Genomic DNA, 12,498 nt, shown 5'->3' with positions numbered 1-12,498 from the left:
AAGAGAGTTGAATGCCTGAGACGGTCTATCCAGCGCCGGGCATGAAAGGCGCGCTTTGGCGGCGTTCTCCCGTCGAGCGGCTGTTGACGTGGCATGGGACGAGGAAGTCGCGAAAGCGCATCCGCTCCCTGAGCCAGGCAAGCTCGCTCGGTCTGGCGTCACCGCGGCAGTTCAGAGTGCTCGCTCAGGACGACATTCCGCTCGTTTTCCTTTGCCGCAACGATCGCCGTCTGCTGCCGTCCTTCTTCTCCCATTACCGCCAGCTCGGCGTAACGCGCTTCATATGTGTGGATGACCAATCCACGGACGGGACTGCCGAATATCTGACCGCGCAGGCGGATACCGATCTCTGGGCTTCTCCGCTTCGCTACAAGGACGCCAGGCGCGGGAAAAGCTGGCGGGAGGAACTGTTTTCGATCTACGGCTTCGATCGCTGGTATCTGAACGTCGATTCGGACGAGTTCCTGATCTACGACCGCTGTTTCGATATACCGCTGCCCAGGCTGATCGCGCGGCTCGAAGAGCGCTCCATACGGCGGCTGGCGGCGCCGATGATCGACATGTACCCCTCAAGCGACATTTCAGCTGCCGAATTTACCGGCGAAGAGGGGCAGATGCCATGGCAGGTCGCGGACTGTTATGACCGCGACGGATATACGGTCGTCAGGAACGCGCGTTTCCAGCGGATCCGCGGCGGGGCGCGGAAACGCCTGTTCGGCTCCAACGTGGACCTGATGAAATATCCGCTAATGTTCTGGGACAAGGAATGTTCGCTCGGAGAGAATATTCATCAGCCCTTGCCCTATCAGCGGAATTTTTCGCCGATCTTCGGCGTCCTGCTGCATTTCAAGTTCTTCTCCGACTATCAGGAGCGCGTGCAGGAAGCGATCGCGAGCGGGCAGCATTTCGGTGGCGCTCAGGAATACGTGAAGATCATGCAGAAGATTTCCGCCGATAGAGAAGTCGAATTCGGCTATCCGGGGAGCGTGCACTTCCTTGACCCCGGTCAATTCGTCGCGCAGGGATTTGCGATGTCGCCCTTCGACAGGTCCGATGGCGGCGGTCATGTCTAAGCTTCCGATATCGGCCTTCATCATCTGCCAGGACGAGGAACGCTATCTCGGTAACTGCATCGAGAGCCTCGCCGATTTTTCCGACATCGTCATAGTCGATTCCGGGTCGGCCGACGGCACCATCGCACTCATCCAGTCCTACATCGACAGCGGGTGGCCGATCAGGCTCTTTCATGAGAAATGGCGCGGCTACGCGGCTCAGAAGCAATTTGCTCTGGAGCTTTGTCAGGAGAAGTGGTGCTTCAGCATCGACGCCGACGAGCGGCTCGATGCGCCGTTGCGGAAATTGCTCCCCGAGATGATCGCGGCGGACGAGGGCATTGTCGGCTGGAAGATGGCGAGGCGGCCCTATCTGATCGGCTACGGCTACACGCCCGAGCGGGTCAGAGAGCGCAAGATCCTGAGGTTGATCCGCAAGGGCAAGGGGGCTTTCGACCTGACGCAGGCGGTGCACGAGGGGATCGTTCCCGAGGGGCGGGTCGAGAAAACGAAGGCGGGCAGCCTGCTGCACTACCGACCGATCGTCATCGACGAGCAGATTCTCAAGGAAAACAAATACTCGACGCTCAAGGCGGATCAGAGATTTGCGGCCGGGAAAAAGCCGAGGCCGATCAAATTGTTCATTTCGCCGGTGCTTTACTTCTATCGTCTGTATCTGAGAAACGGACTCTGGCGTTGCGGGGCGCCCGGGTTCATCGAGGCGATGACTGTCGCCGTCTATGCGTTTCTTACCGAAGCCAAGCTATACCAGCGTCAGGCGCTCAAGGAGCGGCCGAACAGGGACGACGCGCTGACGCGTTGATGGAGAATACTATGAAGGTCCTGCACATCCATTTCGGGAAAGAAGGCGGTGCGGAACGGTTCCTGGTCAATCTTGCCCATTCGCTCCACGGGCGCGGCGTCGAGCAGAGGGTGCTGATCCGCCCAGACCGGACCTGGAAGGAAGAAATCGGCCAGTACGGACAGGTTTACGAGGGCATCTTCCGGCGGTATTCGCCCTCCCGCTTCCTTTTTGCTGCCCGGCTCAGGCTGATCCTCAGGGATTTCCAGCCGGATGTCATCATGGCCTGGCAGATGCGTGCAAGCCGCGCCTTGCCGAACTACAAGAAGGCCAGGCGGATATCCCGTCTCGGCGATTACCCGCACCATCTGAACTACTATCGAAACTCCGAGATCCTTGTCTGCAACACGCCGGACATCGCTCGCAAGGTCGGCGAACTCGGGTGGCAGCGTGGGCTGGAGGTGATCACCAACTTCACCTATTCGCTTCCCGGGCCCGTGGTCTCGCGTGAGACGCTCCAGACGCCTGAGGGTGCCTTTGTCGTCGTTGGCATGGGCAGGTTCGTCCGCCGCAAGGGGTTTCATACACTCGTTCAGGCCATGGCGAAGGTGGAAAACGCCTATCTCTGGCTGCTCGGCGAAGGCATCGAGCGGGAAAACCTGGAGCGTCTGGTCGATGAGTTCGGAATTCGGCATCGCGTCCGCTTCGCGGGCTGGCAGACGAACGTCTATTCCTTTCTGGCCGCCGCGGATGTGCTTGCCGTGCCGTCGACGCACGAACCACTGGGCAATGTGTGCCTGGAGGGCTGGTGTGCGGAGAAACCGACCGTCTCCACGAGGTCCGAAGGTCCTTCATGGATGATGACCGATGAAAAGGACGGCCTGCTCGTGGATTGCGAGGATTTCGAAGCGCTCGCCGCCGCAATTCGGCGGGTCAGGGATGATCCTGCACTCAGGCAGCGTCTGGTCGAGGGCGGGCGGCAGACCATGCGGGAACGCTTTTCAGAAGAGGCTGTCACCGACGCGTATCTGCGCCTGTTTTCCACGGGCACGAGCAAGCCATGAAGGTCCATCACTATCATTTCGGCAAGGAGGGCGGCCTCGAACGCTTTTTCACTCACTTGGCCAACGCATTGGCGCGCCGCGGCGTCGAGCAGCGCGCGATCATCCGACCCGGTCGGAGCTGGCGCAAGGATATCGAAAACGTCGTCACGATCACGGAAAGCAATTTCCGCAATGTCTCCCTCGATCGTTTTCTGCTGCCCTTGAAGACAAAGCGGCTGGCCGAGCGTGAGAAGCCGGATGCGCTGATGGCATGGGGCACCCGCGGCAGCGAGCTCCTGCCGGCCTATCCCGGCTGCATCAAGATTTCGCGCCTTGGGGACTATCCAAAGAGGCTCAGCTATTTCCGCAATACGGATGTGATCGTCTGTCTGACACCGGCGATGGCCGACCACGTGCGAGGCCTCGGCTGGACGCGCCGCATCGAGGTGATTGCCAACTTCACCAATACCCAAGCCGTGGCCTCGATCGCCCGGTCCGCGGTGAATACGCCGGAAGGCGTCCCGCTTGTCATGGCCATGGGGCGTTTCGTGAAGCGGAAGGGATTCCATACGCTGATCGCCGCGCTGGCGACCTTGCCGGACGTCTGGTTATGGCTTGCAGGGGAGGGTGAGGAGGGAGAGGCGCTGCAGGCGCTTGTCCGGGAATGTGGAATGACGGAACGCGTGCGCTTCCTCGGCTGGCAGACCGATACGCGGCCCTATGTCGCTGCGGCGGACGTCTTTGCCATGCCGTCCAGCCACGAGCCCTTGGGAAATGTCATCTTCGAGGTCTGGGCGCAGAAGCGGCCGATCGTCGCCACCCGTGCGGAAGGGCCGAGCTGGTGTATCCGTGACCGCGAGAGCGGTCTGTTGGTCGACATTGATGATGCCGCCGGTCTGGCTCGTGCCATCTCCCAGGTTCTCGGCGACAAGGAACTCGCGGCCAACCTCGTTCAGGGCGCTTCCAGGACTCTGGCCCAACGTTTCTCCGAAGAAGCGATCACCGACACCTATCTCGAGCTTTTCAAGCAGAAGCCGTGATCCGGTAGATGTTGCCGAGGCGTTTTGCTTCGCCCTCGATGCTGAAGTTCTCCAATACATGCGCCCGCGAGCGGGCAGCGGCCGCGTGTCTGCGGCTTTCGTTATCCATGAAGGAGGCTGCGGCTTCGATCATCGCATCGGCGCTGCCACCCGCAATGATCACGCCGGTCTCCTGGTCGCCTGTCACCAGAAGCTCCGGAAAGGCACCGACATCGGTGGCGATGACCGGAAGGGCGGTCGCCATGGCTTCGAGGGGGGTCAGCCCGAACCCTTCCCAGCGCTGCGGCGCGATAAAGAGATCGAGCGCCCGATACCACTCGTTGATATCAGTGTGCTCGCCAACGAAGAGGATGCGGTCGGCGAGACCCGCAGCGGCCACCTTCGCCTTCAGGCCGTTTTCGAAATCGACATGCGGGCCGGTGGCGCGACCGGCAACCACCGCGGCCCAGTCGGGCCGTGCCGGCAGGAGGCGGATCATCGAATCGACGAAAACATCGGTGCCCTTCTGGTGCCGCACGCGTCCGAAGCAGCCCACGAATTTTTTCATCGGGTCCAGACCTCGGGCGCGTTTCGCCTCGGCCTTTTCGACCGGCGGCGAGAAACGATCAGTGTCGATGCCGTGCAGGATTACCGTGTTCGGCACGGCAAGATAGTCGGCCGTCTTGTTGCTGGTCGCGATGACGGCGTCCATCTTCGAGATCAGCCACTTGGTCCAGCCGGTGTGGCGTCGCTGCGAGGCGGATGTAAAGACGATCTTCAAGGGCATGCGAAGCATGCCCCGCATCAGGATGGCCGGCAGCATCTCGATATTGCGGCGGGCATGCCAGACGCGGAACCGCTTGCCGCGCGGAGGAACCCATAGCGCCCAAAGATCGCGGTAGCGGATGTGCGGAAGATCGGCAGGCAATCCCGGCCCCAGCGTCGCCACCTTCTGGCCGAGCGATCTCTGTACGGGCACGAGCTGGATGATCGTCGAGGTGACGCCGGAGAGCCGCCGCTTGAAGTTCGGGGCGACGACCTCGACGTCACGGATATCGATGATGGCGGGATCGCCGTTTTTCCCCACGGACAATCAGCCCCAGGAAACGGACAGAATCTCGTAGGCCTTGGAGCCGCCTGGCGCGACAACTTCGATCGATTCGCCGGCTTCCTTGCCGATCATCGCGCGGGCAATCGGGGAAGAGATGGAAATGCGGCCTGCCTTCACATCGGCTTCCTGGTCGCCAACGATCTGGTAGGTCTTCTCCTCGTCGGTATCCTCGTCGACGAGCTTGACGGTGGCGCCGAACTTGATCTTCGAGCCGGACATCTTGGTGAGGTCGATGATCTCGGCGCGCGCCGTCAGGTCTTCAAGCTCGGTGATGCGGCCTTCGTTGTGGCTCTGGGCTTCTTTGGCGGCATGGTATTCGGCATTTTCCGAAAGATCGCCGTGAGCGCGGGCCTCCGCAATCGCCTCGATGATACGGGGACGCTCCTCCTGCTGGCGCCAGCGCAGTTCTTCCTGCAGCTTGGCAAAACCGTTTGGCGTCATCGGTACCTTATCAACCATTTCACTGTCCTTCAGACTCATGTCCGCGGATGCCGCGAACACAAAAAGAAACAGGTTCCGGAGTAAAACTTCGGAACCATCGTAAGATCAAAATTTGGTTCACTATAACAGAACTTTGACAACGAACGCTAGAAATTTCGAAGCTCTGTCGGGAGGGATCCAAGCCTCCGCATGAGAGTCCAAGCCCATCCATTTGTCAATGTCTTGACTTCCTTAAGCGGAACAAATAAAGAACACGTAATGAAGAAGTCGCTAAAAGAACGATTGGCAATTCTCTCCGATGCCGCGAAATACGATGCTTCCTGTGCGTCCAGCGGAACGGTTAAAAGGGACTCTTCCGCCTCGGGAGGGCTAGGCTCGACAGAGGGTTCGGGGATCTGTCATGCCTATGCGCCCGATGGCCGCTGCATTTCCCTTCTCAAGATCCTGCTCACGAATTTCTGCATCTATGATTGCGCCTATTGCATCAATCGCTCCTCCAGCAATGTCGAAAGGGCTCGATTTACTCCGCAGGAAGTGATCTGGCTGACGCTGGAATTCTATCGGCGGAATTATATCGAAGGCCTCTTTCTGTCTTCGGGAATCATACGCTCCTCCGATCACACGATGGAGGAAATGGTGCTGATTGCCCGCGAGTTGCGGACGACGCATAATTTCCGGGGTTACATCCACCTGAAAACCATTCCGGAGGCCTCGGCCTCCCTGATCGAGGAAGCCGGGCTCTATGCGGACCGGTTGTCGATCAATATCGAGCTGCCCACCGATAACGGCATTGCCAAGTTCGCGCCGGAGAAGCGGCCGGATGGCATCCGGCAGTCGATGGGCAATCTCCGGCTCAAGATCGAGGAAATGGCGGAGCCGACGCTGCAATCCAAACGGAGGAAGAAGTTTGCTCCGGCCGGGCAGAGCACGCAGATGATCGTCGGGGCCGATGGCGCCAACGATGCGACGATCCTCGGCACGAGCGCCCGGCTCTACGGAAGCTATGGTCTGAAGCGGGTCTATTATTCGGCATTCAGCCCCATTCCCGACTCGTCCAGGAACCTGCCGCTCATCAAGCCGCCGCTGATGCGTGAGCATCGGCTGTACCAGGCGGACTGGCTTTACCGCTTCTATGGGTTCGAAATCGGCGAGATTACCGCAACCCGGCCGGGCGGGATGCTCGATCTCGATCTCGATCCCAAGCTTGCCTGGGCACTGGGACACCGGGAGCAGTTTCCCGTCGACGTGAACAGAGCGGACAAAGAACGGCTGCTGCGGGTGCCGGGGTTCGGCACCAAGACCGTGAAGGGAATTCTCTCGGCTCGACGCTTCCGGCGGCTGAGGCTCGATGATCTCAAGCGGCTCGGCGTATCGCTGAAGAAGGTCCAGCCGTTTATTGCCTGCGATGGCTGGACACCGCATCGACTTGTCGACCGGTCCGACCTTGCTGCCATGTTCCAGTCGAAGCCGGAACAGCTTTCGCTTCTATGATGTACCGCTATTCGCTCAGGGGCAGGGGAGACCTTACCGAGTGGCGCGACGCGGCCCGAGCATATCTGATGGCGGGTATCGTGCCCGATGTCATCGAATGGCGGACCATGGACGACGCCGACGGCCTGTTCGGGTTCGACGACAACAACCTGCCGCCACCTCATGAGGCACATCCGCCGCTCTCCGTGCCGCCGGCCTTCATCCGGCTGGCCGGGGCCGTGATCTGTCATTCCGATCCGACACGTTTTGCTCTGCTCTACCGCTTGCTCTTCCGACTGATGCATGGGCGGCATCTCCTGCAGATGGCATCGGATACCGACGTCGTTGCGGCGCAGCGCATGGCCAAGGCCGTCGGGCGGGACTACCACAAGATGACCGCCTTCGTTCGCTTCAAGGAGTTGCCGTTGTCGGCCGGGACTGCAGGACGCCGGCGATTCTTCTCCTGGTTCGAACCCGATCATTTCATCCTCGCGCGCGTAGCGCCTTTCTTCCAGCGCCGCTTCACGGACATGGATTGGCTGATTGCCACGCCGAAGGGCTCGGCCTCCTGGGATGGGGAGACTTTGAGGACCTGCGACGAACCTGCGGCAAAACCTGACTTGAAGGATGAGACCGAGGATCTCTGGCGCACCTATTATGCATCCATCTTCAATCCGGCGCGGCTCAAGGTGAAGATGATGACAAAGGAGATGCCGAAGAAATACTGGAAGAACCTGCCCGAAGCTGCGCTCATTCCGGATCTGATCGCGAATGCGGAGGCGAGCGTGATCGAGATGGGGAAAAAAGCGGCCAGTGAGCCGTTGCCCTTCCACCACCGCATCCAGGAGGCCGCAGCCAGGGCGCCGGTGCCGTCGGCCCCCGCTGCCGGCACCCTTCCGGCTCTCAAGCAGGAAGCGCGGCACTGTACGCGTTGCGACATCCACTGTCTGGCAACCCAGACGGTTTTCGGGGACGGCCCAGCTGACGCCAGGGTCATGTTCGTCGGCGAACAGCCGGGTGATCAGGAGGATCTTGCGGGCAAGCCGTTCGTGGGGCCGGCCGGAAAGCTCTTCAACGACACACTGGCCGAAGTCGGCATCGATCGGCGCTCTCTCTATATTACCAACGCCGTCAAGCACTTCAAATACGTGCCGCGAGGCAAACGGCGCATCCATCAGAAACCGAATATGGGTGAGATCAGGCAATGCCGCTGGTGGCTGATGCAGGAGCTTGAACTGGTGAAACCGGAGCTCGTGGTAGCGATGGGCGCAACAGCCCTCTTCGCGTTGACGGATATGCGCCAAAAGCTCGAGGATGTGCGCGGAGAGCCCATGGCGATGGCGGATGGGCGCATACTCTTCGTGACCGTGCATCCATCCTATCTGCTCCGGATTCCGGATGAGGCCCAGAGAATGAGAGAGTTGGGCCGCTTCAGAGAAGATATGCGATCGATTCAACACCTGGTCAGAACCAATGCAACATATCATTCCGGTCCTTCGAACGTCGCTTAAGGGGGTAGGCAGGTCGATCTTCCGGGGGATTATCCACAAGCCCGAAATAGGGGTATTGTCGTTTTACGGATCACAAACGTGCGGGATTGGCGCAGGCGTAACGACACGAACCCCGGCTGTTCAGAAGCCATCAACCTTGATGATTGGCTAACAAAGACATGATGCCGGCTTGTTCTTAAATGCCTTCAGCGTCGATTCTGGAGGGCTCGCCTATGACGAGGCGGCTGAGATATCTGATTGTCTCGGTACTGATTTCGCTTGTGATGTGGGCGACCATCATCGCGGTCGCTTTTCTGGTGTGGCGGCTGATCCGGGACTATTTGTAGACTGGGTGTGGCGCCGATCAGAGGACGGAACGCCTAGCTTTTCCAGAGGTTTTGACAGACATGAGTGGACGCCCTTCGCGGGAAAGGGGCGTCCATCAGATAGCGAAAGCAGATCCGTTCAGGCGAAATAGCTTTGCAGCGGGCGGACTTCGAGATTGCCAGCCTTCAGCGCCTTGATGGCCAGGGCTGCGGCTTCGGCGCCGGCCATGGTGGTGTAATACGGAACCTTCTGCATCAGCGTGGCACGGCGCAGCGACTTCGAGTCCGAAATCGCCTTGTTGCCATCCGTGGTGTTGATGACCAACTGGACCTGACGATTGCGGATCGCGTCTTCGATATGCGGCCGGCCTTCGAGAACCTTGTTGATCTTTGTGGCCTCGATGCCGTTTTCGCCCAGGAAACGCGCGGTTCCGCCGGTTGCCAGAACCTTGAAGCCGATCTCGGTCAGGATGCGGATCGCCGGAAGGACGCGGGCCTTATCCTCGTCGCGGACGGAGACGAAGACCGTGCCGGTGCGCGGGAGTTCCACACCTGCACCGAGCTGCGACTTGGCAAACGCAAGCGCAAAATCGGTGTCGAGGCCGATAACTTCCCCGGTCGAGCGCATTTCCGGCCCGAGTAGGGTGTCCACGCCCGGGAATTTGGCGAACGGGAAAACCGCTTCCTTGACCGCGATGTGCGTCAGGTTGCGCGGGTCGGGTTTTTTACCGTAGGCGGCAAATGTCGGATCGAGCTTCTCGCCGGCCATGACGCGTGCAGCAATCTTGGCGATCGGCGCGCCGGTCGTCTTGGCGACGAATGGCACGGTTCGCGAGGCGCGCGGATTGACCTCGAGGACGTAGACGGTGCCGTCCTTGATGGCGAACTGGACGTTCATCAGGCCGCCGACATTGAGCGCCTTGGCCATGGCTGTCGCCTGCCGCTCCAGTTCGTCGATAAGTTCCGGCGAGAGCGTGCGCGGCGGCAGCGAGCAGGCAGAGTCGCCCGAATGGATGCCCGCTTCCTCGATATGCTCCATGATGCCGGCGACGTAGACGTCGGTCCCGTCGCAGAGGCAGTCGACGTCCACCTCGATCGCATTGGTGAGATAGCTGTCGAACAGCAGCGGGTTCTTGCCGAGCAGCGTGTTGATCTGGCCGGTCTTGTCGTTCGGGTAACGCTGCTTGATGTCTTCCGGCACGAGGCCCGGCACGGTGTCGAGCAGGTAGGTCTGCAGCATCGATTCCGAGTGGATGATCTGCATGGCGCGGCCGCCGAGCACGTAGGACGGGCGAACGACCAGGGGAAAGCCGATTTCGGCGGCGACGAGGCGAGCCTGCTCGACGGAGTAGGCGATGCCGTTGTTCGGCTGGTTGAGGTCGAGCTTCATCAGCAGCTTCTGGAAGCGGTCGCGGTCTTCGGCCAGATCGATCATGTCAGGCGCCGTGCCGAGGATCGGGATGCCGTTCTTTTCGAGCGCCTCGGCGAGCTTCAGCGGCGTCTGGCCGCCGAACTGCACGATGACGCCGACGACCTCGCCCTTTTCCTGCTCGGCGCGCAGGATCTCGATCACATCCTCGGCCGTCAGCGGCTCGAAATAGAGGCGGTCGGAGGTGTCGTAGTCGGTCGACACGGTTTCCGGGTTGCAGTTGATCATGATCGCTTCGTAGCCCGCATCCTTCAGTGCGAAGGCGGCATGGCAGCAGCAATAGTCGAACTCGATGCCCTGGCCGATGCGGTTCGGGCCGCCGCCGAGGATGACGACCTTCTTGGCGGCGGAGACTTCCGCTTCGGAGCGGAGCGCACCGACGAAGGGTACTTCGTAGGTCGAATACATATAGGCGGTCGGCGAGGCGAATTCGGCCGCGCAGGTGTCGATGCGCTTGAAGACCGGACGCACGTTGAGCGAGTTGCGGAGTTCGGCGACTTCCTTCGGACGCTTGCCGGTCAGCGAAGCGAGGCGGGCGTCGGAGAAGCCCATGGCCTTCAGCATGCGCAGGTTTTCCGCGTCGGTCGGCAGGCCGTGTTCGCGGATGCGCGTCTCCATATCGACGATCGCCTTGAACTGGGCGATGAACCACGGGTCGATCTTGCAGGCTTCGTGGACTTCGGCTTCGGTCAGGCCGAGGCGGAGGGCCTGGGCCACCATGCGCAGACGATCCGGTGTCGGAGTGCCGATTGCGGCGCGGATGGCGTTCTTGGAGTTCTCGCCGTCTTCCAGGCCGGGGATCTCGATCTCGTCGAGGCCGGTGAGGCCAGTTTCGAGGCCGCGCAATGCCTTCTGCAGCGACTCCGCGAATGTGCGGCCGATCGCCATCACTTCACCGACGGATTTCATCGCGGTGGTCAGGATCGGCTCGGCGCCCGGGAATTTTTCGAAGGCGAAACGCGGGATCTTGGTGACCACATAGTCGATCGACGGTTCGAACGAAGCGGGCGTCGCGCCGCCGGTGATGTCGTTCTCAAGCTCGTCAAGCGTGTAACCGACGGCGAGCTTGGCTGCTACCTTGGCAATCGGGAAGCCGGTCGCCTTCGATGCCAGCGCGGAAGAGCGCGAGACGCGCGGGTTCATTTCGATGACGACAAGGCGGCCGTCCTTCGGGTTGACCGCAAACTGCACGTTGGAGCCACCGGTCTCGACGCCGATCTCGCGCAGAACCGCGATCGAGGCGTTGCGCATGATCTGATATTCCTTGTCGGTCAGCGTCAGCGCCGGCGCGACGGTGATGGAATCGCCCGTGTGGACGCCCATCGGATCGATGTTCTCGATCGAGCAGATGATGATGCAGTTATCCGCCTTGTCGCGGATCACTTCCATCTCATATTCTTTCCAACCGAGAACGGACTCTTCGACAAGCACTTCGGTGGTCGGCGAGGCGTCGAGGCCCGAATTGACGATCTCGAAGAATTCCGTGCGGTTGTAGGCGATGCCGCCGCCGGTGCCGCCGAGCGTAAACGACGGGCGAATAATCGCCGGCAGTCCGACGACGTCGATTGCCTGGGCGGCGATCGCCATGGCGTGGCTCATGTAGCGCTGCTTGCGGTCGCTCTCTCCGAGGTTCCACTGGTTTTCCAGTTCGTCGAGCGCCTTGTCCAGATCCCCGCCGGAAAGGCTCTCGCGCAGCTTGGCCCGCTCGGCCTCATGGGTCTTGCGGTCGGTGTCCTTGATATCGGTGGCGTTCGCCAGCATCGATTTCGGCGTTTCCAGTCCGATCTTCGCCATGGCTTCGCGGAAGAGGGCGCGGTCTTCAGCCTTGTCGATGGCAGCGGGCTTGGCGCCGATCATTTCCACATTGTAGCGGTCCAGCACGCCCATGCGCTTCAGGGAGAGCGCGGTATTCAGCGCGGTCTGGCCGCCCATTGTCGGCAGCAGAGCGTCCGGCCGCTCCTTGGCGATGATCTTGGCGACGACTTCCGGGGTGATCGGCTCGACATAAGTCGCGTCGGCGAGACCGGGATCGGTCATGATGGTCGCCGGGTTGGAGTTCACCAGGATGACCCGGTAACCTTCCTCCTTCAGCGCCTTGCAGGCCTGAGTGCCGGAATAGTCGAATTCGCATGCCTGACCGATGACGATCGGACCCGCGCCGATGATGAGGATCGATTTCAAATCTTGGCGCTTGGGCATGGGGTATCTTTCCGCTTTTTTCCTGCGCGAAAAACCGGCACGGTGTGGAGGGCACCGGTCGGGTCGCGCGCGCATGTCTTTTCAGGCTAGACGCGGCTTATAGGCAAATGTTTCCC

The 12,498-nt window shown here is 60.7% G+C and carries 9 protein-coding genes; 6 read left to right on the top strand and 3 right to left on the bottom strand.

Annotated elements, in window-relative coordinates; translation table 11 throughout:
• Positions 1-80: 80 nt before the first annotated feature.
• Genes C5L13_RS14995 through C5L13_RS14980 form a run of 4 tightly spaced genes read left to right on the top strand, consistent with a single transcriptional unit; the run spans position 81 to position 3,937 of the window.
• Positions 81-1,073: a glycosyltransferase family 2 protein gene (locus tag C5L13_RS14995; RefSeq protein WP_407070434.1), complete on the top strand. Its 993-nt coding sequence runs from the start codon at positions 81-83 to the stop codon at positions 1,071-1,073.
• The gene (locus C5L13_RS14990) at positions 1,066-1,875 is read left to right on the top strand and encodes a glycosyltransferase family 2 protein (protein WP_105384319.1); all 810 of its coding nucleotides are present in this window, start codon (positions 1,066-1,068) and stop codon (positions 1,873-1,875) included. Before C5L13_RS14995 ends, C5L13_RS14990 begins: the two co-directional genes overlap by 8 nt.
• Before the next feature lie 11 nt (positions 1,876-1,886).
• Positions 1,887-2,918 (top strand): glycosyltransferase, encoded by a 1,032-nt coding sequence (locus C5L13_RS14985; RefSeq protein ID WP_105384088.1) that lies wholly within the window; start codon positions 1,887-1,889, stop codon positions 2,916-2,918.
• Complete coding sequence (locus C5L13_RS14980; protein ID WP_105384087.1) at positions 2,915-3,937, top strand: glycosyltransferase; 1,023 nt, start codon at positions 2,915-2,917, stop codon at positions 3,935-3,937. The genes C5L13_RS14985 and C5L13_RS14980 overlap by 4 nt, the downstream gene beginning before the upstream one ends.
• On the opposite strand, the gene C5L13_RS14975 is transcribed toward C5L13_RS14980, so the two are convergent.
• A complete protein-coding gene (locus C5L13_RS14975) occupies positions 3,921-4,979 on the bottom strand; it encodes a glycosyltransferase family 4 protein (RefSeq protein WP_105384318.1) in 1,059 nt (352 codons plus the stop codon). The two genes, C5L13_RS14980 and C5L13_RS14975, sit on opposite strands and share 17 nt — an antisense overlap.
• A gap of 30 nt (positions 4,980-5,009) precedes the next feature.
• Positions 5,010-5,486, bottom strand: coding sequence for a transcription elongation factor GreA (gene greA, locus C5L13_RS14970; RefSeq protein ID WP_105370242.1), 477 nt, complete (start codon positions 5,484-5,486; stop codon positions 5,010-5,012).
• A gap of 240 nt (positions 5,487-5,726) precedes the next feature.
• Here greA and C5L13_RS14965 point away from each other — a divergent pair, with 240 nt between their 5' ends.
• Complete coding sequence (locus C5L13_RS14965; RefSeq protein ID WP_105384086.1) at positions 5,727-6,959, top strand: putative DNA modification/repair radical SAM protein; 1,233 nt, start codon at positions 5,727-5,729, stop codon at positions 6,957-6,959.
• The gene (locus C5L13_RS14960) at positions 6,959-8,449 is read left to right on the top strand and encodes a UdgX family uracil-DNA binding protein (RefSeq protein WP_170117279.1); all 1,491 of its coding nucleotides are present in this window, start codon (positions 6,959-6,961) and stop codon (positions 8,447-8,449) included. Before C5L13_RS14965 ends, C5L13_RS14960 begins: the two co-directional genes overlap by 1 nt.
• A 444-nt stretch (positions 8,450-8,893) precedes the next feature.
• Here the strand turns inward: C5L13_RS14960 and carB are convergent, their stop codons facing one another.
• Positions 8,894-12,382: a carbamoyl-phosphate synthase large subunit gene (carB, locus tag C5L13_RS14955; protein ID WP_105384084.1), complete on the bottom strand. Its 3,489-nt coding sequence runs from the start codon at positions 12,380-12,382 to the stop codon at positions 8,894-8,896.
• Positions 12,383-12,498 lie beyond the last annotated feature (116 nt).

The organism is Neorhizobium alkalisoli, assembly GCF_002968635.1.
Lineage (GTDB): Bacteria > Pseudomonadota > Alphaproteobacteria > Rhizobiales > Rhizobiaceae > Neorhizobium > Neorhizobium alkalisoli.
Note: the sequence above shows the minus strand (reverse complement) of the source record. Positions and strands in the feature narration are given on the sequence as shown.